The organism is Kitasatospora sp. NPDC042419 (assembly GCF_056437345.1).
This window is the reverse complement of the sequence record NZ_JBWKAW010000011.1, coordinates 38,438-62,053: the sequence shown is the minus strand read 5'-3', so window position 1 is coordinate 62,053 and position 23,616 is coordinate 38,438. Positions and strand designations below refer to the sequence as shown.

The following is a 23,616-nucleotide window of genomic DNA, read 5'->3' as shown; positions in this document are numbered from 1 at the left end:
GGCGAACCCGGCCGCATGTGGGGAGGCTAGCGCAGCGGGAGGGCCGCGGTGCAGAGCCGCCGGTGCGGGTGCGGCCGGCGCGGGCGGGGCCCTGCGGGCGGGGTTGCGGCGCGCGGGGTTGCGGCGCGCGGTGCTACAGCGCGGACTGGAAGGCCGCGAACGGTTCCGCCCCGGGGGCGACGGCGTCCGCGACGACCCGGCGCAGGAGTTCACCGAGGACGGTGTCGGGCAGCGCGTCGAGCTCGCCGAGCGGGAGGGCGGTGACGTCGACCAGGTCAGAGCCGAGCCCAGAGGCGGTTTCCGCGCCGGTGACGCCCATCAGTCCCTCACTCGATCGTCTCGGCCACAGGGGCCGGCGGCCGGGGCCGGGGCCCCGGCCCGCGACGCGCATCCTACACCTGATCTTGACGCCCCATCAGTTCCGCCGACGGCGCCGCGCCAGGTCGTTCACGGGGCGCCGCGCCAGGCCGTTCACGGGCAGAGCCGCTCCACCCGCCAGCCGGTCGGCGCGGCCGGGTCGGCCAGGTAGCGCAGCCGGTCGTGCAGCCGGTTCTCCCGGCCCTGCCAGAACTCGACGCTCTCCGGCACCACCCGGTACCCGCCCCAGAACGGCGGCACCGGCACCCCTTCACCCTCCGGGTAGCGCCGCTCCAGCTCCTCGTAGCGCTGCTCCAGCACCTCGCGCGAGGCGACCGGGCTGGACTGCTCGCTGGCCCAGGCGCCGAGCTGCGAGCCGTGCGGGCGGGTCCGGAAGTAGGCGGCGGTCTCGTCCCGGCCGACCTTCTCCACCCGGCCCTGGACGATCACCTGGCGGGCCAGCGCGACCCACGGGAAGAGCAGCGCCGCATGCGGGTTGGCGGCCAGCTCGGTGCCCTTGCGCGAGCCGTAGTTGGTGAAGAAGACGAAGCCGCGGGTGTCGAACCCCTTGAGCAGGACCGTCCGCGAGCTGGGCCGCCCCTCGGCGTCGGCGGTGGAGAGCACCATCGCGTTGGGCTCCACCACCCCTGCCTCGTCCGCGTCGTGGAACCACCGGGTGAACTGGGCGACCGGCTCGGCGGCGAGCCGCTCCTCGACCAGTCCCTCGTGCGCGTAGTGCTTGCGCATCACGGTGAGGTCCGGTCCGGGGCGGGCCTCGTCGGCCAGGATCCGGGTGACGGGGGTCAGGGGCGTCGACTGGGCGCGGTCCGGGGTCTGCACGTCAACATCATCCCGTACGACAAGCAACCGGCACCGCTACCTCCGGACAAACCCCGGTGGGAGATAAGGTGACTCGCCACCGCTTGGCCGCCCGTCGTACGGTGATTTGTCCGGAACCTGGGGCTTGGTTCCGGAGATCCGCCGGGCACGACCGGCCCTCGGGCGAAAAGTCAAGCGGGCCCACGGGAAACATCACCATGGTGGTGTATGGCGCAATGCACCCCGTGCCTGTCACCCTGGCACCGAGTGCCAACCACCATTCGGTCACTGGCGTGCCTCCCCACCACGGCGGCCCGCCGATCGCAGAACTGAAGGAGCCGTGCCATGTCCGACTTCGTACCCGGGCTCGAAGGTGTCGTCGCTTTCGAGAGCGAGATCGCCGAACCCGACCGTGAAGGCGGCGCCCTGCGGTACCGGGGCGTCGACATCGACGACCTGGTCGGCCACGTCTCCTTCGGCCACGTCTGGGGCCTGCTGGTCGACGGCAAGTTCAACCCCGGCCTGCCGGCCGCCGAGCCCTTCCCGATCCCGGTCCACTCCGGCGACATCCGGGTCGACGTGCAGTCCGCCCTCGCCATGCTCGCCCCGGTCTGGGGCCTCAAGCCGCTGCTGGACATCGACGCCGAGCAGGCCCGCGACGACCTCGCGCGCGCCGCCGTCATGGCCCTCTCGTACGTGGCGCAGTCCGCCCGCGGCCAGGGCCTGCCGATGGTCCCGCAGAGCGAGATCGACAAGGCCGAGACGGTCGTCGAGCGGTTCATGATCCGCTGGCGGGGCGAGCCCGACCCGAAGCACGTCAAGGCGATCGACGCCTACTGGACGTCCGCCGCCGAGCACGGCATGAACGCCTCCACCTTCACCGCGCGCGTCATCGCCTCCACCGGCGCCGACGTCGCGGCCGCCCTCTCCGGCGCGGTCGGCGCGATGTCGGGCCCGCTGCACGGCGGCGCGCCGTCCCGGGTGCTCGGCATGATCGAGGAGATCGAGCGCACCGGCGACGCCACCGCCTGGGTCAAGAACGCGCTGGACAAGGGCGAGCGCCTGATGGGCTTCGGCCACCGCGTCTACCGCGCCGAGGACCCGCGCGCCCGCGTGCTGCGCCGCACCGCCAAGGAGCTCGACGCGCCGCGCTTCGAGGTCGCCGAGGCGCTGGAGAAGGCCGCGCTGGAGGAACTGCACAACCGCCGTCCGGACCGCGTGCTCGCCACCAACGTCGAGTTCTGGGCCGCCATCATGCTGGACTTCGCCGAGGTCCCCGCGCACATGTTCACCTCGATGTTCACCTGTGCCCGGACGGCCGGCTGGTCGGCGCACATCCTGGAGCAGAAGCGCACGGGCCGGCTCGTGCGCCCCGCCGCGCGCTACATCGGCCCCGGTCCGCGCAGCCCGCGCGACATCGAGGGCTACGACGCCATCGCGCACTGAGTGCAGCCGGTGCACCGCGTGCACCGGTCGCCCGCTCGCTCCGCCCGCACCACCCGCCCCGGGCGCACCGCGTGTCCTGGGCGCCTGCGAACCCACCGGGCGCCCGGCACGCACGCCGCCCGCACCGCGGGCCCGCGGGCCTCGCACGCACCGAGCTGAGCCCCTTGCCGAACGGCGGGTCCGGTACCGACCGGACCCGCTGTTTCCGCAGCTCGCAGCCGGGAGGACGGCATCTCAGCGGGCGGACTCCCGTCGAATCCCGGGCGCCCCGGCCGGTAGGCTGCGCCCCGTGGCTCAGATCCAGATCCCCGCTGACATCAAGCCCGCAGACGGCCGTTTCGGCTGCGGCCCGTCCAAGGTGCGCCCCGAGGCCCTGAGTGCCCTCGCCGCCACCGAGACCTCCCTGCTCGGCACCTCGCACCGCCAGGCCCCGGTCAAGAACCTGGTCAAGCGCGTGCGCGAGGGCGTGAGCAGCCTCTTCTCCCTCCCCGAGGGGTACGAGGTGGTACTCGGCAACGGCGGGTCCACCGCCTTCTGGGACATCGCGGCCTTCGGCCTGGTGCGGGAGAAGTCCCAGCACCTCGACTTCGGCGAGTTCTCCTCCAAGTTCGCCTCCTCGGTCAAGGCCGCGCCCTGGCTCGCCGAGCCGAGCGTGATCAAGACCGCCCCCGGAACCCACCCGCTGCCGGTCGCCGAGGCCGGCGTGGACGTCTACGCGCTCACCCACAACGAGACCTCCACCGGTGTCGCGATGCCGATCGCGCGCCCGGCCGGCGGCGACGAGGGCTCGCTGGTCCTGGTGGACGCCACCTCGGGCGCCGGCGGCCTGCCGGTCGACATCGCCGAGACCGACGTCTACTACTTCGCCCCGCAGAAGTCCTTCGCCGCCGAGGGCGGCCTCTGGCTGGCGACCTTCTCCCCGGCCGCGCTGGAGCGCGCCGCCGGGATCGCCGCCTCCGGCCGCTACATCCCGCCGTTCTTCGACCTGCCGACGGCCATCGACAACTCGTCGAAGGACCAGACGTACAACACCCCGTCGATCGCCACCCTGTTCCTCCTGGCCGACCAGCTGGAATGGCTGAACGGCAACGGCGGGCTCGACTGGGCCGTCGCCCGAACGGCTGATTCCTCGTCCCGCCTGTACGGCTGGGCGGAGAAGTCCGAGTTCGCCAACCCGTTCGTGGCGAACCCGGACGAGCGTTCGCAGGTCGTCGGCACGATCGACTTCGACGACGCGGTGGACGCCGCCGCCGTCGCCAAGGCACTGCGTGCCAACGGCATCGTCGACACCGAGCCGTACCGCAAGCTGGGCCGCAACCAGCTGCGCGTCGCGATGTTCCCGGCCGTCGACCCGGCCGACGTCGAGGCGCTCACCGCCTGCATCGACTACGTGGTCGGACAGCTCTGACCGAGCGGTACGACGGACGAAGGGCCACCGCCTCCGGGTGGTGGCCCTTTCCGTTCTCCGGGGACGCTACCGGCCGACCAGCGAGCTGACCAGCACGACGACCAGCAGCAGCACCAGGGCTCCGGTCACGATACGCATACGAGTCTTGGGATCCACGGTCAACGAGCGTACCCCCGGCCCGCCGCCGGTCAGACGCCGAGGTTGGATCCGCCGCTCGCGTCCAGGTTCTGGCCGGTGACCCAGCGGGCGTCGTCCGAGGCCAGGAACGAGACGACGTCCGCGACGTCGGCCGCCTCGCCGACGCGGTCGAAGACCGAGAAGGCGGACGCCCGGGCGCGCGCCTGCGGATCGTCCAGCCAGGGGTTGATCTCGGTGGCCACCACGCCCGGCAGCACCGCGTTGACGGTGATCCCGCGCGGGCCCAGCTCCTCGGCGAGGGTGAGCGTCAGGGTGTTCAGCGCGCCCTTGGTCATCGCGTACGCGACCGCCGTCGGGAACGCCACCCGGGTGACGCCGGAGGAGACGTTGACGATCCGGCCGCCGTCGCGGAGCCGGCCGAGGCCGTGCTGGACGACGAAGAACGGCGCCCGCGCGTTGACCGCGAAGACCCGGTCGAAGTCCTCCCCGGTCACCTCGTGGATCCGCCCGTACGCACCGATCCCGGCGTTGTTGACCAGGATGTCCAGCTCGCCCGCGTCCTCCGTCGCGGCCGGCTCGGGCCCGGCCTGCCAGTGCCGGACCAGCCCCGCGTCGAAGGCGGCCCAGAGCGCCTCGGCGTCCCCCGGGACACCCAGCTCGGCACCGATCGCGAACGCCCGGCCACCGGAGTGCTCGATCGTCCTGACGACCTCCTCGGCCGCCGCCGCGTTCCGCCCGTAGTGGACGGCGACCAGTGCGCCGTCCCGCCCCAACCGCTCGGCGATGCCCCGCCCGATGCCCCGGCTGCCGCCCGTGACCAGCGCCGTCTTCCCCGCCAGCCTGCCCGTCGACGTCCCCATGGCCATGCCCTCCCATTTCTGTAGCGGTCGCTAATGAATGGAACCGTAGCACGGCTTGTGTAGCGGTCGATATAGAATCTGCCCATGGCGACGACGAGCGGCGGGCGGACCGGCACGACGGACAGGGGCACCGCGCGGACCGGACCGGGCGGCACGACCGGCACGGGCGCCGCACAGCGCGGCCGGCCCCGCTCCTTCGACCGCGAGGCCGCCCTGGAGCAGGCGCTCCGGCTGTTCTGGGAACGCGGCTACGAGGCGACCTCGGTCGCCGACCTCACCGCCGCCATGGGCATCCGCCCGCCGAGCCTCTACGCGGCCTTCGGCGACAAGCGCGCGCTCTTCGACGAGGTGGTCGCCCGCTACCGCGAGAGCCACGGCGCCTACTCCACGCGCGCGCTCGCCGAGGAGCCCACCGCCCGGGCGGGGGTGGCCAGGATGCTGCGCGAGGCCGCCGCCCAGGCCACCGACCCCGACCACCCCTGGGGCTGCCTGCTGATCAGCTCGACGGTCAACTGCACCTCGCCCGAGGTGGTCGAGACCGTCCGCGCCCTGCGCAACGCCAACGTCCGTGCCCTGGAGTCACTGATCCGCGCCGACGTCGCCGCCGGGCACGAGCCCGCCGGGACCGACCCGGCGGCGCTGGCCCAGTTCACCGCGGCCGTCGTCCAGGGCATGTCGCAGCGCGCCCGCGACGGCGCGACCCGCGCCGAACTGGAACGGGTCGCCGCGGACGCGATGCGGGTGTGGCCCTGACGGGGACCGGCCCCGGACCGCCCCGGCCGGCCTCAGCTCCAGCGGGCCAGCGGCCAGGAGCGGACCGTCTCGTAGTGCGCGAACCCGCCGTCGTGCTCACTCTTCACCAGGTGCAGCTCGGCGGCCTCCCACTCCGGCCCCCGGTACTCCCCGAGCGCCAGCGCCAGCCCGTCCAGCTCCGCCGCCGCCACCCGCTGCACCGCCCGCCGGTGCCCGCGCGTCGAGCCGGCCCTGGCCAGGGTCAGGTGCGGGTGGAAGCTGAACGCGTCCACCTCGCCGACCAGCCCGGCGGTGGCGTCGTTCACCGCCTCGGCCAGCCGGCGCAGCGCCCAGGTCTGCCCCTCCACGCCGGCCCAGAGCACCCGGTCCCCGAAGCGGCCCGCGCCGGCCAGCCTCAGCGTGTGCACGGGGTGCACCTCTGCCACCCCGGCCAGCCCCTCCTCCAGTTCGGGCACCCGCTCGACGGGCACCTCGCCCAGGAAGGCCAGCGTCAGGTGCCAGCCGTCGACCGCCGTCCAGCGCAGCCGGTCCGCCCCGGGCAGCGCGTGCAACGGCGCCACCGCGTCGACCAGCCCCTGCAACGCCTCCACCGGCGGCAGCACCGCCACAAAGAGCCTCATGGGGCCATCTTCCCGCGCGCGACGGTTTGGGCTAGAACGGTTTTCCATGGAGATCCGCAACGGGGGCCCCGAGGACATCCCCGACATCCTCGCCCTGCTCGACGGCGCGGTGGCCTGGCTGGCCGCCCAGGGCCGGACCCGGCAGTGGGGCAGCCGGTCGTTCAGCGGCACCCCGGCCAGGGTCGAGCACATCACGAGGTACGGCGTCGAACCGTTCCTGATCCGGCTCGCGGTGGCCGACGACGGCCGGACGGTCGGCTCCTGCGTCCTCTCCGAGGAGCGGCCCGACTGCGCCACCGCGGTCGACGAGCCCGAGGTGTACATCCGCAACCTGGTGACCGACCGGTCCCGGAAGGGCTCGGGGATCGGCGCCGCGCTGATCGCCGACGCGGTCGAGGAGACCCGCCGCCGGGGCATCGGCCTGCTCCGGGTGGACTGCTTCGCCGGGGGCGACCGCAAGCTGGTCGGCCGGTACCGCGAGCTCGGCTTCACCGAGACGGAGTCCTTCGAGGTCGAGCAGCCGGACGGCGGCCGCTGGCAGGGGCAGGTCCTGGCGCTCCGGGTCCGACCGCGCCCGACCGGGCCCCCGGCCTGACCTGCCGTGCCCTGACCTGACCTGGTGCGACCCCGGCGTGATCCCGCGTGGTCCGACCCGGCCCGGCACCTGCCGGGCTCCACCGGACGGTCACCCGCCGGCGGCCCGAGCCCCCTCCGCGGGGACCCGGGCCGACCCGGCATCAGCAGGCCGCCGCCAGCTCGGACTTGGCCGGGGCCGCGGTGCGCGGCACGAAGGCCACCACCCGGCCGCCGTGCCCCGGGTGCAGGTCGAAGCGCAGCCGCAGATCGGCGCTGCGGGCCAGCACCAGACCGACCACGCCGGCCGCCAGTGCCGAGACCAGCCCGCAGGCCAGCAGCCCGAGCCGGGGCCCGTACGAGGCGGTGACCCAGCCCACGATCGGCGCGCCGATCGGCGTACCGCCGGTGAAGACCAGCACCAGCAGGCCCATCACCCGGCCCCGCATCGCCGGCTCGGTGGCCAGCTGCAGCGCGGCGTTGACCGAGGTGTTGAAGCTCAGCCCGAACACCCCGATCAGGGTGAGCAGCGCGGCGAAGGTCCAGTAGCCGGGCGCGAACGCGGCCACCACCTCCAGCAGGCCGAAGGCCAGCGCGGCGATCACGAGCCGGCGCAGCCGGGGCGCTCCCCGGCGGGCCGCGATCAGTGCGCCGGTCAGCGAGCCGACCGCCATCGCGGTGTTCAGCAGGCCGTACTGCCCGGCGCCGACGTGGAACGTGTCGGAGGCGAAACCGGAGAGCAGCGTCGGGAAGTTGAAGCCGAAGGTGCCGATGAACCCGGCCAGCACCATCGGCCAGAGCAGCTCCGGCCGCTCCTTCACGTACCGCAGGCCCTCGCGCAGCTGCCCCTTCTCGCGGGCGATCGGCGCGGTCGGGCGCAGTTCGCCCGACCGCATGGCGAGCAGTCCGCCGATCACGGCGGCGAAGGAGAGCGCGTTCACCGCGAACGCCCAGCCGCTGCCGACCGCGGCGATCAGCAGGCCCGCCACGGCGGGGCCGACCAGCCGGGCGGTCTGGAAGTTGGCGGCGTTCAGGCTGACCGCGTTGGCGAGGTCCTTCGGACCGACCATCTCGGAGACGAAGGCCTGCCGGGTCGGGTTGTCCACCACGGTGACCAGGCCGAGCAGCAGCGCGAAGGCGTACACGTAGTAGGGCGTCACGACGCCGCCGATGGTCAGCACGGCGAGGCCGGCGGCGAGCAGGCCCATCGCGCCCTGGGTGTAGATCAGCAGCCGGCGCTTGGGCATCCGGTCGGCGAGCACGCCGCCGAACAGGCCGAGCAGCAGCATCGGCAGGAACTGCATGGCGGTGGTGATGCCGACGGCGAGCGGGCTGCCGGTGAGGCTGAGCACCAGCCAGTCCTGGGCGATCCGCTGCATCCAGGTGCCGGTGTTGGACACCACCTGGCCCGCGAAGTAGTAGCGGTAGTTGCGCACGCGCAGGGAGGAGAACATCCCCCCGGGCCGGGTGAAGCGGGCGCCGGTCGGCGCGTCGGAACCCGCCGTCGGGGCCGCGGCCTTCGCGGGCGCGGCGTCCGGGGCCGGGGCGGTCGCGGCCTCCGGGAGGGGCCGCGCGGGGTGCGCCGCCGAAGGGGTGGCGGCGGGCGACGGACGGGCGTCGCCGGGAGCGGCGGGGTCGTCCGCCGCGGTGCGTTCGTCGGGGTCGTCGTCGCCGCTGCCCGGCAGGCCCGTCGGGGCGGGTGCGCGGGTGTCGGCGGCTGCGGCGCTCGCCGCGGCGGGGCCGGTGGTCGGGTCGTCGGTACGGATGGCGGCGGCGCTGGCTGCGGCCGGCGGTGTCACGGTGGTCTCCCCTCGCGGCGCGACGGCCCGTGGCATGGCCGTCGCGCTCCTGGTTACGGTGGTCGGTGCTGCGGTGATGCGGTTCTCCTTCGTCCTCCGGCGGCTGACCGGAACGGCTGTGCCTAGAGGTGTGCGAGCTTGTAGAGCACGGGCGCGGCCTCGCGGAGGACGGCCCACTCCTCCTCGTCGAGCCCCTGGGCGAGCTCGGCGAGCCAGGCGTTCCGGCGGCTTCGGCTCTCCGCGAGGATCGCCTCGGCCTCTTCGGTACTGCTGACGACCACCTGCCGGCGGTCCTCCGGGTGCGGCTCGCGCCGCACCAGGCCCTTCTCCTCCAGCATCGCGACGATCCTGGTCATCGAGGGCGGCTGTACGTGCTCCTTCCGGGCGAGCTCACCCGGCGTGGCCTTCCCGCACCGTGCGAGGGTGCCCAGCACTCCGATCTCGGTAGGGCTGAGCGACTCCTCGACCCGCTGGTGACGCAGGCGACGGGAGAGGCGCATGGCGGACGACCGCAGCTGACTGATGGCTGCGAGGTCCTGCTCGGACATCTCGGGCATGTTCTTTAGCCTACGTCATTACTCTCGCTAAAGAAAATTGGTTTCCCACCGGCCCCAGGGGCTCGCACCGCCCGCCGTGCACCGCCCGCCGACCGTCCGCCGTCCGCCCGCCGTGCCGCCTGCCGCGCCGAGCGGGATGCTGGAAGCACGGGTTACCCACCCACCCCACAGGAGAAGGGCCGACCAGACCATGTCCGACCTCGCCACCGAGCAGAACGACACCGGCTTCGCCCGCCTCGCCATGGTCACCATCGACTGCGCCGACCCGGTCGCGCTGGCCGCCTTCTACGGCGAGCTGCTCGGATGGGAGACCCGGCACGTGGACGAGCAGTTCGCGATCCTGGACAACCCGGAGGGCGGCAGCCCGCTCGGCTTCGGGCGCGTCAACGGCTACCGTCCGGAGCCCTGGACCGAACCGGACGGCGGCAAGCACTTCCACCTGGACTTCTACGTCGACGACCTGGAGGAGACCACCGCCCGCGCGCTGGCCCTCGGCGCGACCGAACCCACGTACCAGCACGGCCGCACCCTCAAGGTCCTGATCGACCCGGCCGGCCACCCGTTCGGTCTAGCGCCCCTGGAGTCCTGACCCCGCCGGCGGGTTCACCCTGCCCCTCGCGCCCTTCCCGCCCCCGCCCGCCCCTTTCCCGCCCTTCCCGCCCCGCACCGCTCAGCGCGGGAAGGCCCGGCGCGCCCGCCAGGTGGTGTGCTCGCGCGACACCGCGTCCTCCGCCTCGGCCGCCAGCCGGGCCCAGCGCTGCTCGGCGTCCGGGGCCCGCACGTCGAGGTCGGAGAGCTGGTTGCCGACGTTCTCCAGCTCGCGCGCCGCCAGCTGGTACGCGGCCGCCAGCGGCCGGAGCTGCTTCAGCTGGGTCCAGGCGATGATCGCCGCGGCCGCCGCCGAGCTGGCTCCGAAGACGTGCACCTCCAGCGCGCCGGTCGCCTGCGCGATCGCCGCCGCGGCACCGATGATGATCAGCGTCGCTATGCCCAGCCCCCAGGAGACCGCCTGCGACTCGCAGGACTCGGCCCGCGAGCGGTACCAGGTCCGCTGCCCCTCCACCCGGGTGCGCAGGTAGAGCGTCCGCCGGGCGGTCAGCGACTCCGCCCGCACCCGGCGCATCTCCGGCGTGATCTCGGGGATCGTCCCGGCCGGCACGATCTCCGGGTCCTCGAACGCCCGCAGCACGTCCTCCACCTGGAGCAGGTAGCCGTGGTCGACGTCGGCCGAATCCGCGTCACCCTCGAACGGCCTGGCGCGCACCGAGTACTTCCAGGCCAGCGTCTTCACCGACTCGGCCGCCGCCCGCGCCTCGTACCACCGGCCCTGCGGGTTGCTGCGGCGCAGCCGTGACCAGAAATAGCCGGCGATCAGGAACGCCGCCACCGAGAAGAGGGGGATGACGCTGCCCTCACCGGGATCGTCCGGGCCCGGCAGCGACCCGATCGCCGCCGCGATCACCAGCATCCCGATCAGGCCCCGGTACCAGCGCAGTGTCTGCTGCTGCCCCTCCAGGGACGCCCGGTCGGCCGTCCGGAACAGCTCCGGCAGCAACTGTGCCTCGACCCCCGCCGGCGGATCCTCTCGCACCATCAGTCGTTCCCCCTCGACGCTGTCCGTCCAGCGAGTATTCCCTCCATCAACTGCCCTACACGGGCACCTTTTTGACACCGCCCCGCGGTGGGTGATTGCCCGTCGGCCACGATTACCGGTATAACCGGTTACATGTCCCTGCACTGGAAGCTCGTCATCGACTGCGCCGAACCGCACCGCCAGGCCGCCTTCTGGGCCGCCGCACTCGACTACACCGTCGAGGACCACAGTGACCTGATCGACCGCCTGCTCGCCGCCGGGGCCGCGGGCCCCGACCTCGTGACCGAGGTCGACGGCCGCCACGCCTGGCGCACCCTGGCCGCCGTCCGCCACCCCGAGGACCAGCACGACCCGGCCACCGGCACCGGCCTCGGCCGCCGGATCCTCTTCCAGCAGGTCCCCGAAGCGAAGCAGGGCAAGAACCGCCTCCACCTCGACGTCCACAGCGACCCCGGCACCCGCGAGGCCACCGTCGAGCGCCTCCTGCCCCTCGGCGCCACCGTCCTCCACCGCGTGGACCAGCCCGCCGGCTCCTGGGTCGTCATGCAGGACCCCGAGGGCAACGAGTTCTGCGTCCACTGACGCGCCCGGGGACGGCGCCGGATCCGCGCCAGCCTGACGAAAATATCGGCGGCCCGTGCTCCACACCCCGACGACGACGGCCCCGCACCCGGGCGGGTGCGGGGCCGTCGAGGGCTCGGCAGCGGTCAGAGCAGGCCGAGGGCCGGCATCAGGTAGTAGAAGGCGAAGACGGCGGAGACCGCGTAAAGCGCCACCGGGACCTCGCGGCCGCGGCCGGCGGCGGCGCGGAGGATGCAGAAGGTGATGAAGCCGAAGCCGATGCCGTTGGTGATCGAGTAGGTGAACGGCATCATCACGATCGTCAGGAAGGCCGGGATCGCGATGGTGTAGTCGGCCCAGTCGATGTCCTTGATCGAGTTGGCCAGGATCAGGAAGCCGACGGCGACCAGGGCGGGGGTGGCGGCCTGGGCCGGGACCATGGTGGCGAGCGGGGTGAGGAAGAGGGCCACCACGAAGAGGCCGCCGGTGACGATCGAGGCGAAGCCGGTGCGGGCTCCCTCGCCGACGCCCGCGGTCGACTCGACGAAGCAGGTGTTGGCCGAGGACGAGGTGGCGCCGCCGGCGGCGGTGGCGATGCCGTCGATCATCAGGACCTTGTTGATGCCCGGCAGGTCGCCCTTCTCGTCCAGCAGGTGGGCCTCGTCGGCGACGCCGAGGATGGTGCCCATCGCGTCGAAGAAGCAGGACATCAGCACGGTGAAGACGAAGAGGACGCCGGTGAGGACGCCGACCTTCTCGAAGCCGCCGAACAGGCTGACCTCGCCGACGAGGCCGAAGTCGGGGGCGGCGACCGGGTTGCCGGGCCAGGCGGGGACGGTGAGGCCCCAGGCGAGGGCCGGGATGTCGGCGATCTTGTCGATGACGACGGCGAGGACGGTCATCACCGCGATGGAGACCAGGATCGCGCCGGGCACCTTGCGGACGATCAGCACCAGGGTCAGCAGCAGGCCCAGCACGAAGACCAGGACGGGCCAGCCGAGCAGGTGGCCGCCGGTGCCGAGCTGGAGCGGGACGGTGGTGTGGGCGGCGTCCGGGATGCGGCTGACGAAGCCGGAGTCGACCAGGCCGACGAGGCTGATGAAGAGGCCGATGCCGATCGCGATGGCCTTGCGCAGGCCGAGCGGGACGGCGTTCATCACGCGCTCGCGCAGACCGGTGGCGACCAGGAGCATGATCGCGAAGCCGGCCAGCACCACCATGCCCATGGCGTCGGGCCAGGTCATCTTGGGCGCGAGCTGGAGGGCGACGATGGTGTTGACGCCGAGGCCGGCGGCCAGGCCGATCGGTACGTTGCCGATGACGCCCATGAGCAGGGTGGTGAGGCCCGCGGTGAACGCCGTGGCGGTGACCAGCTGGGCGCTGTCCAGGTGGGCGCCGTTCATGTCCGTGGCGCTGGCCAGGATGATCGGGTTCAGCACCAGGATGTACGCCATGGTGAAGAAGGTGGCGATTCCGCCGCGGATCTCGCGCGGCAGGGTGGAGCCGCGCTCGCCGATCCGGAAGTAGCGGTCCAGTGCGCCGGACGGGGACTTCGGCGCGTCGGAGGTGGGCTCGGGCGACTCTGCGGTCGGCTGGGCCACGGGCATGCTGCGTCCTCTGGTGGGGGCTGAGGAGGGGGGACCCACCCGGAGCGACGGTGGCCGGGCGGCCCGGTGGGACGGGCACGAAGCAAGGTGTCCTGAGCATGCCGCGGCCGACCGGAGACATAAGTATGGATTCCTCGATCGCTCGTACGCTATCTTCGCGCGTAGAACGAAGGGGTTCCCGAAAAGAAGGAGACAGCGGCCGCACGGAATCGGACAAGCGCCCGCCGCACCGTACCCTAGGGCCCATGCCGAAGACGCCGCTGCACCCCTCGCCCCCGCCGCTGGAGGCCAACGATGTCGCCATCGTCGGCGGCGGCACGGTGCTGTGGTTCGTCGCCTTCCTGGCCATGCTCCCCTTCTGGGGAACCCTCTCCGACCACGGCCACGGCAACTGGCCGTGGATCTGCCTGGCCGGCAGCGGCCTCGGCCTGATCGGCCTCTGGTACTGCCGCGCCCGCCGGGACGCCATCGCCCGCAGCCGGGCCACCGGAACGGCCGACGCCGCCGGGGCCGCCGCGGCGCGGGAGCAGGCCCCGAACGGCAACGGCACCGACCCGGCCACCCGGTCGGACTGAATAGTCCTTTAGTAGCACGCATCGGACATAAGGCACCCGTAGAGTCGGTGCCATGACGCAGCCCGCCCAGCCTGCCGGGGACCAGCCCACCGAGGAGAAGTCCGAGGGCGCCCACCCGCTCGGGCTGCTGCCCGGCCGGCGCGGCGGGCTGACCGCCGCCGAGGTGGCCGAACGGGTCGCCCGCGGTGAGGTCAACGACGTCCCGGTCCGCTCCAGCCGCTCCGCGAAGGAGATCGTCCGGGCCAACGTCTTCACCCGCTTCAACGCGATCATCGGCGTGATGTTCGGGATCATCCTGGTCGTCGGCCCGCTCCAGGACGGACTCTTCGGCCTGGTCATCGTCGCCAACACGGCGATCGGCATCATCCAGGAGCTGCGTGCCAAGAAGACGCTGGACAGCCTCGCGCTGATCGGCGAGGCGAAGCCCCAGGTACGCCGGGACGGCGCCGTCCAGCAGGTCGCGGTCGGCGCGATCGTGCTGGACGACACCGTGCTGCTCGGCATCGGCGACAAGGTGATCGTCGACGGCGAGGTCACCGAGGCGGACGGCCTGGAGATCGACGAGTCGCTGCTCACCGGCGAGCCGGACCCGGTCCTCAAGCAGCCCGGCGACCAGGTGATGTCCGGCAGCTTCGTGGTGGCCGGCGCGGGCGCCTTCACCGCCACCAAGGTCGGCCGCGAGGCGTACGCGGCGCAGCTGGCCGAGGAGGCGAGCCGGTTCACCCTGGTGAAGTCGGAGCTGCGCAGCGGCATCGACAGCATCCTGCGGTTCATCACCTGGCTGCTGGTGCCCACCGCGATCGGTCTGATCATCAGCCAGCTGGCGGTGGAGGGCCGGGACTGGCAGGAGGCGGTCCGCCGGATGATCGCCGGGATCGTGCCGATGGTGCCCGAGGGGCTGGTGCTGCTGACCTCGGTCGCCTTCGCGATCGGGGTGGTCCGGCTGGGCCGCAAGCAGTGCCTGGTGCAGGAGCTGCCCGCGATCGAGGGGCTGGCCCGGGTGGACACGGTCTGCCTGGACAAGACCGGCACCCTGACCGAGGGCGGCATGGACGTCGTCGACCTTCGCCTGCTCGACACCGCCGAGGACCCGGACGGCGCCCTCCCGGACGGCCCCGCCCCCGACGGCCTCCTCCTCGACGGCCCCGCCCCGGCGGGCGGGCGGCGTCCCACCGGGCCCGGGGACTCCCCCGGCGGCCGGGTCGGGCTGGACGACCGCGGCACCTTCAAGGAGACCGTCAAGCAGGCGCTGGGCATGATGGCCGGCGCCGACGCCCGCCCCAACCCGTCCATGCAGGCCGTGATCGACGCCTACGGCGACGGCAGCGGCGAGCGGAACGGCGGCTGGCGGGTGATCGAGGCGATGCCCTTCTCCTCCGCCCGCAAGTGGAGCGGCGTGCAGCTGCTGGAGCCGCAGGGCGGCGAGGCCACCTGGCTGCTCGGCGCACCGGACGTGCTGCTGCCGGCCGGCCACCCGGCACTGGTCGAGGTGGACGAGCTGGGCGCCCAGGGCCTGCGGGTGCTGCTGCTGGGCCGCACGCCCGTCCCGCTGGACTCCCCGGATCCGGCCGCCGGCCTCCGGCCGCTCGCACTGGTCGTGCTCCAGCAGCGGCTGCGCGACGACGCCGCCGACACCCTGCGCTACTTCGAGAGCCAGCGCGTCCAGGCCAAGGTGATCTCGGGCGACGCCGCCGTCGCGGTCGGCGCGGTCGCCGCCCACCTCGGCCTGCCCGGCGCCGACCACCCGCTGGACGCGCGCACCCTGCCCGCCGATCCGCAGGCCTTCGCCGACACCGCCGAGCGGACCACCGTCTTCGGCCGGGTCACCCCGCAGCAGAAGCGCGAGCTGGTCGGCGCGCTGCAGTCGCGCGGCCACACCGTGGCGATGACCGGCGACGGCGTGAACGACGTGCTGGCGCTCAAGGACGCGGACATCGGCGTGGCGATGGGCACCGGCAGCGACGCCACCAAGGCGGTCGCGCAGATCGTGCTGCTCAACGACTCGTTCGCGACGATGCCCTCGGTGGTCGCCGAAGGCCGTCGGGTGATCGGCAACATCGAGCGGGTCGCCGGGCTCTTCCTGGTGAAGACGGTCTACTCGGTGCTGCTGGCGCTGCTGGTGATCTTCACCCACTCGCCGTACCCGTTCCTGCCCCGGCACTCGACCGTGCTCTCCACCCTCACCATCGGCGTGCCGGCCTTCTTCCTGGCGCTGGCCCCCAACAACGAACGGGCCCGGACGGGCTTCGTCCGGCGGGTGCTGCGGCTGGCGATCCCCGGCGGGATCATCGCCGGTACGGCCACCTTCACCGCGTACGCGCTGGCCCGCGCGGACCACGCGACCGACCTGGAGTCGGACACCAGCGTGGCCACCCTGACGCTCTTCCTGGTCGCCATCTGGGTGCTGGCGATCGTGGCCCGGCCGTACAACTGGTGGCGGCTGCTGCTGATCGGGACGATGTGCGGGGCGTTCACGCTGGTGCTGACCGTGCCGTGGCTCTCCGACTTCTTCCAGCTCTCGCTGTCCGGCACCCGGGACCCGTGGATCGGCGTCGGCATCGCGCTGATCGCCGGGATCCTGCTGGAAGTGACCTGGCGGATCATCCGGCGCAGGGCGGATGATTGACCGCACCGGACGGATCGAGCGCGAACAGGGGTGCCGGATGGCGCGCAGGGGTGGGGAGTTGGAGGCGTTCACCGCCTTCCTGGGCGGACTGCTGGCGACCGGGCTGCTGGCCCTGGCCCTGGTCGGGGTCGGCGTGCTGGGCGGCGTCGACGCCGGGCCTGGGCTGGTGAAGGTGGTCACGGCCGTCCTGGGCGCGGTCTGGGTGCTCGTGACCCTCGGGATCTACCTGCGGCTGATCGCACGCGGCCGGACCCGTTCCGGCACCCGCTCCTGAGACCGCGGGAGCGGGTGCCGGAACGCCCCGATCAGCCCTCGAAGTCCCGGGCGGCGGACAGCTCGTACGCCCGGTCCGGCTCACTGAGCGCGGCCAGCACCTCGAACCGCCGGTGCCACTGGCCGACCGACCAGGCCAGCCCCGCCGCCAGCCCCTCCGGGGTGGCCGCGTGCAGCAGCCCGGGCACCGGCGGCACCTCGAACTCGTCGTCCTCGTCCGCCTCTTCGGCCGCCTCCGGGTCGTAGGGCGCCTCCGGGGCCGGCGCCGCGGTGTCCCAGCGCCAGTCGACGGCGGCCTCGTCGCCGTCCGGGCCGACCACGAGCAGCTCCTCGTGCTCCTCGTAGGCGACCGGACAGCCGGGCAGCAACTCCCGTACCACGGCGGGGACTCGGTGCAGCACACCCTCGGAGAGCACCCGCCCGCCGGCCACCTCGCTGGCCAGCGAGACGTGCAGCCGCTCGGCGAGGTCGGCGGCGAGCGCCGGGGCGACCGGCAACAGCGCGTGGTCGTGCAGGAGTTGGACAAGGTCGGGGGCGTCCGCGACGACCGCGTCGGCGGCGTCCACGACCACCGTGTGCGCCGGACGGCGGCCGGTGGACCGGTCCAGCGGCGGCAACGCCCGCACCACATCCAGCGGTTCGATCCGCTCGACCGGTACGCGCGCCAACGCACTGTGGATACCGTGCAGTTGGCGGTGGCCGACCTCGGCCTCCGGGTCGGTGAGCCGGTCCAGCACCTCGTCCGGCCCGTGCGGCTCGGCGAGGAGCGCGGTCAGCGTGGTGCGCACGCCCAGCGCGTGCAGGAACTGCTCGTCGAGCGTGGTCCGCGCCTCGTCGTAGAGGCCGCGGAGCAGCGGGTCGGCGCCGGCTGCGCGCAGCCCGGCCGGCTCCCGGCCGTCCAGCACCGGGTGGTCGCGCAGCCACCAGGCGGTGTACGGCGGCAGGTCGGCGTACGAGCCGTCGGGCAGCAGGGTGCGGACGGGGTTGACCACGGCGTCCCGGTACGGCGGGCGGGCGAGGGCGGCCAGCGCCTGCGGCCAGGCGTCGTCCTCCACCAGGTCGAGGTCGCGGACGACCAGCAGTTCGGCGGCGACCGGCGGGACGCCGACCGGGTCGCCGGAGTCGGCGTTCAGCACCTCCAGCACCTCCTCGGCCCACTCGGCGAGGCCGTCCGGCGCCTCGTCGATCAGGCCGGTGGCGTGGCCGCCGGCGGCGCGGTCGGCGGGCGCGGTGGGGTCGAGCCGCTCCAGGTCGTCCGGGTCGAGCACCACGTCCTCGGCGCGGGCCAGCACGAAGTCGGCCAGCACACCGACGGCGGTGAGCACCTCGGGGCCCCAGCGCTCCAGCAGTTCGTCGTCCACCCAGCCCGCGTCGTCCTCGCGGACCAGCGCGGCGAACGGGCTGTCCGGCAGCACGAGTTCACCCGCGCGGGCCGGCTCGCCCTCGTCGTCGAGCAGTGCGAGACGGCCCAGCCAGGGGTGCTCGCCGGCGGCCGGGGCGGCGGCCTTGACCAGCGCCAGGACGGCGTCGGCGAGGTCGGCGGCGGCGTCCGGGTCGTCCTCGGCCACGTCGTAGGAACGGGCGACGGCGGCCCGCACCTCGGGGGTGTCCAGCACGCCGGCGGGGGTGGCGGCGCCGGCCCCCAGCTTGGCCAGCAGCGGATGGGCGGCCTCGGCGTGGGCCAGCCGCAGGTCGAGGACGGCCAGCGCACCGGCCAGCGACTCGGGGTAGCCGGGGAACGTCGCCCAGTCGGCGTCGTCCGAGGGCAGCAGGACGCGGCGCGGGCCGGTGACGGTCCGCCCGTCGGCGAGCGGGACGGGCAGCGCGCCGAGCGCCTCGGGGTCGGCCCCGCCGAGCGCCGCGTACAGGTTCCGCCACCAGGCCGGCTCGCGGTCCAGGCCGCCGAGCTGGTCGACCACCTCGGCGAGCGGCACGCGGCGCACGTTCAGCACCCGCAGCTCGGTCCGGCGCTCCAGGCCGGCCGGCAGCAGGCCGGGGAAGATCGGTGCCAGCGCCTCGACCACCGAACCGTCCGCGCCCTCCAGCAGCGTCGCGTCCCGGGGCCGCAGCGCGGGCGTGCCCTGCTCGACCGGAGCGGGGTGCGGCAGGAACGGCGTGCCGGGCAGCCGGGAGAGGATCGCGGCGCGCAGCGCGTTGTCCAGCGCGCCCTGGCCGAGCGGCCCGGGGACGAGACCGAGCGAGCCGAGGTCGCCGCCCCGGGCGCGCAGCAGGTCGGCGTAGCAGTCGGCGGCGCGCTCGGTCAGGAAGTCGGCGAGCGGGCCGGGGGCGACGTGCCGGCGGGTGGAGTCCAGCGGGTAGGAGGCGATCAGCAGCGCGGGCAGTCCGAGCGGCTCGTCGCTGGGCGTCGGCGCGTGCAGCACCGGGTCGATCCCGGGCGCCTGCGGGGCGCCCTGGGCGTCGATCGGGACGGCCCAGGTCACCGTCCAGTACGGGCGGGAGCGCTCCTCGGTGGGGCGGTCGGCCAGCAGTTCGGCGTCCAGGGTGCCGGAGGCGCCGGCGGTCTGCCAGACGGTCCGCCGCAGCCGGCCGCCCGCGTCGTCGGTGACGGTGACCTCGGTGACGCCGTCCGGCCGCGGCTCGGCGGCGCTGCGGGTGAGGATGCGGGTGCCGTCCGGGGTCTCCACCACGATCTCGGAGAGGCCGGCGAGGGTCAGCAGCAGGGCGTCGTCGACGGCGGCCAGCAGACGGCGGGTGAGGTCCTCGGCGGCCGCGTCGCGCAGCGGCAGGGCGACCACCGTGTCGTACCCCTCGGGCGCCGGCCCCTCGGCCGCGAACGGCAGCCGCAGCAGCGGCACATGGCCGTCCCGGCGGCGCAGCTCCTCGGCGAGCGCGGGCTGCGCCTCGGCCAGCGAGCGGGCCTCGCCGAGCGACCAGCGCACACCGCCGGCGGCGCCGAGCACGGCGGGCTCGTCGGTGACGGCGAGGACGGCGGCGAAGCCGACGCCGAAGCGGCCGACGGTGGGCCGGCCCTCGGCCGCGGAGTCGCGCTTGGAGGAGGCGCGCAGGGTGGACAGCGACTCGACGGCGGCGGCGTCCAGCGGCGCGCCGGTGTTGGCCGCGGCCAGCACGCCGTCCGCCAGGGTGAGCCGCAGCCGGCCGGGGGCGCCGCCCGCGCGGGCGGCGGCGTCGGCGGCGTTCTGCGCCAACTCGACCACCAGCCGGTCGCGGTAGCCGCCGAGGGCGAGTTCCTCCTCCGCGTTGGCGTCCTCCCGGAACCGGGCCGGGGAGGCGGCCCAGGCGTCCAGCACCCGGCGGCGCAGCCCGGCGCTGCCGAAGTGGTCCGCGAGGTGCTCGTCCGTTCCGCTGCCGATGATCCGAGGTTCCACTGGACCTGCCGCCTTCCGCCGCCCTGTACTTCGTACGGGGCATTCTCCCCCGCCCGGGGACCCCCGGCGGACCGGGGTGGGCGCGCGCCTGTGCCGTGGCGCCGTACAGGCCCGCTGAGGGGGGATCCGATGCGTCCGACGGTGCATCGGCGGCCGACGGCCGGAGGACGGCCGACGGTGCGGCGGCTCCCGGCCCGGCGGGCGGCTCGAACGGTGCGTGACACGATCGAACGGGACGAGCTGGTCGTCGGCCGCGGGCACTCCGACCACCGGTGCCGGCCGGCCGAGCCGTAGGAGGCCCCCGTTGGGCCGGGAGCAGGCCGTCGCACCGGCCGCGCGGGCGGCCCGTACGTACGTTCCGTCCGACGGCCCGTACCCGTACGGGAAGCCGGCCCGCCCGGCACCGGCGGCCTCGGTGCCGGTGCCTCCGGGCTCGCGAGGGCGGCGGTTCGACCGCCGCTGACGCCGCGACCCCCGGCCTTCCGGGGCGGGGGTCGCGGTGGGACACAGGACTCCGAGGCGGCCGGGCTCAGCAGTAGCCGGGCTCAGCAGTGATCGGGCTCAGGAGTGGCCGAGCTCCTCGGCCGGGGCATCGGGCTCGACGGAGCCGGAGGTGCGGTCGGGGTGCAGCTGCAGCGGCTCGACCACCAACTCGTCCAGGATCAGCTCGGACGGCGCCGGCGGGGCCGGGATGACCGCCGCCTCGGAGTGGCCGCCGCAGCCGTACGCGAAGGAGACGATCTGGCCGTCGGCCGGGCCGAACTCGTTGCCGCAGACACCGAAGGCCTGGCCGAGCGTGCCGCCGATCGGGATCAGGAAGCCGCAGCTGACGCAGGAGGCCGGGGCGGACTGCGCCATCGGGGTCTGCGAGCCGTGGGCCTTCTCCCAGCGGTCGGCGGCGAGGTGCAGGCCGAGCCGCGAGAGGACCCGGCTGCGGCCCAGGCCGAGCTCGTCCGCGACGGCGCTGATCTGGGCGCGGGCCGGGGCGGGCTGGACGTGCGGGTCGCTGACCACCACGTCCTCCTCGGCGACCTGGGCCACCGCGGAGTTCGGCGCGGGCTCGTCGTCGCCGCTCCAGCCGGGTTCGAGGCGCAGGTCGTCGGCGTCGGTGGGGAGCAGGTCGCCGGGGCCCATGTCCCCCGGGCGCAGCCGCTCGCTCCACGGCACCCACTGCGGGGCGAGGATCGCGTCGGAGCCCGGCAGCAGCACGACCTCGTCCAGCGTCACGTTCTTGGCGCGCGGGGCGCGGGCCACGGTGACCGCCCAGTGCCAGCCGCGGTACGCGGCGTCGAGGCACTCGAAGGTGTGGGTGACGACACGGTCGGCCTCCGCCTGGGCGCCGAGGTGCGCTCCCACGGTTTCCGCGCCGACGGCCTCTTCCGCAGCCTGGCGGGCGAGTTCGACGGCCTCGGCACAGAGCCGATCAGGGGTACGGCTTCGCATCGCAGCACTCACGGCGTCGATTCTCTCCCAGTTCTTCTGTCACCCACGGCGTGTTGCCTGTCCGTCGCGGCTCGGTGTCCCTCGTCCATTCTGCGCGACCGCGGCCCGCCTCGGATACCGGCCGCGCCGCTCGCCGGGTCCGGCGGGCGCCGGCCGATCGCTCGGGCGGACCCTGGGCAGGCTACCCGTCGGTCGGCCACCCGGCACAGTCCGGGGCCGTGCCCGGCCCGGGACGGCGGTGCGCGAAAGCGCCGGACGGACGGTACCCGCCGTGCTCACGGACGGTGCCCGGCCGCGCCGCGCGGAGCGGAATCCCGCGTTGCCGTCCCGATTCTGGGGCAGGATGGGCTTGTGGCGGACGAGAACCCGTCGCAGCACGCACTGCGCCCCTCGCAGGCCGGCAGCCCCGACGAGGCGAACGCCGTGCCGCGACAGCAACCTCCGGTCCACGGTGCGGGCGAACCGCAACCGGTGGACGCCTCCACGGCGCCCGCCGCCCCCTCCGGGCCCATCCCGGGGGAGCCCGCGGCCGAGGCGCCCCCGGCCGGCCGGACGACCGGCCCGGAGACCGCCGGCCCTGAAGAGCCCGCCCAGTCCGGGGAGCCCGCCCGGCCCGGGGAGCCCGCCCGGCCCGGGGAGCCCGCCCGGCCCGGGGAGCCCGTCCGGCTCGGGAAGCCCGACGCGCCCGCCCGTCCTTCGGAGGGCGACCCGCCGGAGGACGACCCCCCGGCGGAGGTCCTGCCGGAGAACGCGCGGCCGGAGCAGGACGGGGTGCCCGCGGAGGAGGATGAGGAGCCCCGCCGCCACTTCCTGGTCCGGACCGCCTCCGCCGCCGGCTCCCGCACCGGCAAGGTGGTGCACGGCACCGGCCGCCGGATCCGCCGGGCCACCTCCGCCGAGGGCGCCGGCGAGTCGGGCCTGGCCAAGCTGATCGAGCTGCACGCGCTGAACTCCTTCGGCGACATGCTGATCACCGTCGCGCTGGCCTCAACCATCTTCTTCTCCGTCCCGACCGGCGAGGCCCGCGGCCGGGTGGGGCTCTACCTGCTGATCACGATGGCGCCGTTCGCCCTGCTGGCCCCGGTGATCGGCCCGCTGCTGGACCGCCTGCCGCACGGCCGCCGGGCCGCCATGGCGATGTCGATGCTGGCCCGCGCCGTGCTCGCCTGGACCATGGCCGGCGTGGTGGCCGGCGGCGGGCTGGCGCTCTACCCGGAGGCCCTGGGCGTGCTGGTCGCGTCCAAGGCGTACGGGGTGGTGCGCAGCGTGGTGGTGCCCCGGCTGCTGCCGAGCCGGCTGTCGCTGGTGAAGGCGAACTCCCGGGTCACCCTGGCCGGGCTGCTGGCGACCATGGTGGCGGCGGGGGTGGGCGGGCTGCTGCACCTGATCGGGCCGGGCTGGCCGCTGCGCGGGGCGTTCCTGGTGTTCGTGGCCGGCACCCTGATGGCCTTCCACCTGCCGCACAAGGTGGACTCGGCCAAGGGCGAGCAGCGGGCCGTCCTGCACGCCGAGGAGCACGGGCCGGGGCACCACGGCATCCTGCACGGCAAGGCGTCCGTGCCGGCGCCCGCCGAGCAGCGGCCCAAGGCGTCGCTGCGCACCGTCGGCCCGTCGGTGATCCTGGCGCTGCGCGCGATGTCGGCGCTGCGCTGGCTGGTCGGCTTCCTGGTGATGTTCCTGGCGTTCCTGCTCCGCGAGGAGCCGATCGGCGATCTCGATCCGACCCTGGCGCTGGGTGTGGTGGCGCTGGCCGCCGGGACGGGCAACGCGCTGGGCTCGGTGCTCGGTGCGATGCTGCGCACCCGCGGCCCGGAGGTGACGGTCACCGCGATGCTGCTGCTGGCCGGGTGCGCCACCGCGGCGGCCGCGCTCTGGTACGGCGCGGCGACCGTGGTGCTGGTCGCCGGGACGTCCGGGGTGGCGGCCTCGCTGGGCAAGCTGTCGCTGGACGCGCTGATCCAGCGGGACGTCCCCGAGTCGGTGCGGACCTCCGCCTTCGCACGGTCGGAGACGCTGCTGCAGATGTCCTGGGTGGCCGGCGGAGCGGTCGGCATCCTCCTGCCGCTGAACGGGGCGCTGGGCCTCTCGGTGGCGGCCGCGGTGGTCGGCGCGGTGCTGCTCTGGACGGTCCGCTCGCTCTTCCGGGTGGGGTTGCGGCACCGCTCGGCCGCGCCCCGGGTGGCGTAGGCCCCCTCTCCGGGGCCCCGCCGGAGCGGCGCGCGCCGCGGCCCGCGGCCGGACCGGCCGGTCCGGGGCACAA

The 23,616-nt window shown here is 74.4% G+C and carries 20 protein-coding genes; 10 read left to right on the top strand and 10 right to left on the bottom strand.

Annotation, left to right across the window (positions count from 1 at the left end; all coding sequences use genetic code 11):
• Positions 1-133: 133 nt before the first annotated feature.
• Positions 134-319 (bottom strand): FxSxx-COOH cyclophane-containing RiPP peptide, encoded by a 186-nt coding sequence (gene fxsA / locus AC067J_RS21595; protein ID WP_478301511.1) that lies wholly within the window; start codon positions 317-319, stop codon positions 134-136.
• A 152-nt stretch (positions 320-471) separates the two neighbouring features.
• Positions 472-1,104: a pyridoxamine 5'-phosphate oxidase gene (gene pdxH / locus AC067J_RS21590; RefSeq protein ID WP_478301804.1), complete on the bottom strand. Its 633-nt coding sequence runs from the start codon at positions 1,102-1,104 to the stop codon at positions 472-474.
• A 417-nt stretch (positions 1,105-1,521) separates the two neighbouring features.
• On the opposite strand from pdxH, the gene AC067J_RS21585 reads away from it, so the two are divergent.
• A complete protein-coding gene (locus AC067J_RS21585) occupies positions 1,522-2,622 on the top strand; it encodes a citrate synthase 2 (protein ID WP_478301509.1) in 1,101 nt (366 codons plus the stop codon).
• 289 nt (positions 2,623-2,911) lie between these two features.
• A complete protein-coding gene (gene serC, locus AC067J_RS21580; RefSeq protein ID WP_478301507.1) occupies positions 2,912-4,030 on the top strand; it encodes a phosphoserine transaminase in 1,119 nt (372 codons plus the stop codon).
• A 188-nt stretch (positions 4,031-4,218) separates the two neighbouring features.
• On the opposite strand, the gene AC067J_RS21575 is transcribed toward serC, so the two are convergent.
• Entirely contained in the window at positions 4,219-5,028 is an 810-nt protein-coding gene (locus AC067J_RS21575) for an SDR family oxidoreductase (protein ID WP_478301505.1), read from the bottom strand.
• Between the two features lie 84 nt (positions 5,029-5,112).
• Here AC067J_RS21575 and AC067J_RS21570 point away from each other — a divergent pair, with 84 nt between their 5' ends.
• Positions 5,113-5,781 carry a TetR/AcrR family transcriptional regulator gene (locus AC067J_RS21570; protein WP_478301503.1) on the top strand — a complete coding sequence of 223 codons (669 nt, stop codon included), beginning with the start codon at positions 5,113-5,115 and terminating at the stop codon, positions 5,779-5,781.
• A gap of 32 nt (positions 5,782-5,813) precedes the next feature.
• Here AC067J_RS21570 and thpR read toward each other — a convergent pair whose 3' ends face one another.
• Complete coding sequence (gene thpR / locus AC067J_RS21565; protein ID WP_478301501.1) at positions 5,814-6,401, bottom strand: RNA 2',3'-cyclic phosphodiesterase; 588 nt, start codon at positions 6,399-6,401, stop codon at positions 5,814-5,816.
• A 46-nt stretch (positions 6,402-6,447) separates the two neighbouring features.
• Here thpR and AC067J_RS21560 point away from each other — a divergent pair, with 46 nt between their 5' ends.
• Positions 6,448-6,996: a GNAT family N-acetyltransferase gene (locus AC067J_RS21560; RefSeq protein WP_478301500.1), complete on the top strand. Its 549-nt coding sequence runs from the start codon at positions 6,448-6,450 to the stop codon at positions 6,994-6,996.
• A gap of 142 nt (positions 6,997-7,138) precedes the next feature.
• Here AC067J_RS21560 and AC067J_RS21555 read toward each other — a convergent pair whose 3' ends face one another.
• Both AC067J_RS21555 and AC067J_RS21550 read right to left on the bottom strand, forming a co-directional pair.
• Positions 7,139-8,809 (bottom strand): MFS transporter, encoded by a 1,671-nt coding sequence (locus tag AC067J_RS21555; RefSeq protein ID WP_478301498.1) that lies wholly within the window; start codon positions 8,807-8,809, stop codon positions 7,139-7,141.
• Positions 8,810-8,895: 86 nt separating this feature from the next.
• Positions 8,896-9,330, bottom strand: coding sequence for a MarR family winged helix-turn-helix transcriptional regulator (locus AC067J_RS21550; RefSeq protein WP_478301496.1), 435 nt, complete (start codon positions 9,328-9,330; stop codon positions 8,896-8,898).
• Positions 9,331-9,520: 190 nt separating this feature from the next.
• Between AC067J_RS21550 and AC067J_RS21545 the strand changes: the two genes are divergently transcribed.
• Entirely contained in the window at positions 9,521-9,919 is a 399-nt protein-coding gene (locus AC067J_RS21545) for a VOC family protein (protein ID WP_327679900.1), read from the top strand.
• Between the two features lie 81 nt (positions 9,920-10,000).
• Here the strand turns inward: AC067J_RS21545 and AC067J_RS21540 are convergent, their stop codons facing one another.
• A complete protein-coding gene (locus AC067J_RS21540; protein WP_478301494.1) occupies positions 10,001-10,924 on the bottom strand; it encodes a DUF4231 domain-containing protein in 924 nt (307 codons plus the stop codon).
• 132 nt (positions 10,925-11,056) lie between these two features.
• Between AC067J_RS21540 and AC067J_RS21535 the strand changes: the two genes are divergently transcribed.
• Complete coding sequence (locus AC067J_RS21535) at positions 11,057-11,506, top strand: VOC family protein (RefSeq protein ID WP_478301492.1); 450 nt, start codon at positions 11,057-11,059, stop codon at positions 11,504-11,506.
• A gap of 125 nt (positions 11,507-11,631) precedes the next feature.
• On the opposite strand, the gene AC067J_RS21530 is transcribed toward AC067J_RS21535, so the two are convergent.
• Entirely contained in the window at positions 11,632-13,092 is a 1,461-nt protein-coding gene (locus tag AC067J_RS21530; protein WP_478301490.1) for an NCS2 family permease, read from the bottom strand.
• A gap of 245 nt (positions 13,093-13,337) precedes the next feature.
• Between AC067J_RS21530 and AC067J_RS21525 the strand changes: the two genes are divergently transcribed.
• Genes AC067J_RS21525 through AC067J_RS21515 form a run of 3 tightly spaced genes read left to right on the top strand, consistent with a single transcriptional unit; the run spans position 13,338 to position 16,567 of the window.
• Positions 13,338-13,667, top strand: coding sequence for a DUF2530 domain-containing protein (locus tag AC067J_RS21525; RefSeq protein WP_478301488.1), 330 nt, complete (start codon positions 13,338-13,340; stop codon positions 13,665-13,667).
• A 52-nt stretch (positions 13,668-13,719) separates the two neighbouring features.
• Positions 13,720-16,293 carry an HAD-IC family P-type ATPase gene (locus AC067J_RS21520; protein ID WP_478301486.1) on the top strand — a complete coding sequence of 858 codons (2,574 nt, stop codon included), beginning with the start codon at positions 13,720-13,722 and terminating at the stop codon, positions 16,291-16,293.
• Between the two features lie 37 nt (positions 16,294-16,330).
• Complete coding sequence (locus AC067J_RS21515) at positions 16,331-16,567, top strand: hypothetical protein (protein ID WP_478301484.1); 237 nt, start codon at positions 16,331-16,333, stop codon at positions 16,565-16,567.
• Between the two features lie 31 nt (positions 16,568-16,598).
• Here the strand turns inward: AC067J_RS21515 and AC067J_RS21510 are convergent, their stop codons facing one another.
• Positions 16,599-19,913, bottom strand: a complete 3,315-nt coding sequence (locus AC067J_RS21510; RefSeq protein WP_478301483.1) for a sacsin N-terminal ATP-binding-like domain-containing protein — start codon at positions 19,911-19,913, stop codon at positions 16,599-16,601.
• Positions 19,914-20,474: 561 nt separating this feature from the next.
• Positions 20,475-21,356, bottom strand: a complete 882-nt coding sequence (locus AC067J_RS21505) for a DUF3027 domain-containing protein (RefSeq protein ID WP_478301802.1) — start codon at positions 21,354-21,356, stop codon at positions 20,475-20,477.
• Positions 21,357-22,127: 771 nt separating this feature from the next.
• Between AC067J_RS21505 and AC067J_RS21500 the strand changes: the two genes are divergently transcribed.
• Positions 22,128-23,543, top strand: coding sequence for an MFS transporter (locus tag AC067J_RS21500; protein ID WP_478301800.1), 1,416 nt, complete (start codon positions 22,128-22,130; stop codon positions 23,541-23,543).
• Positions 23,544-23,616 lie beyond the last annotated feature (73 nt).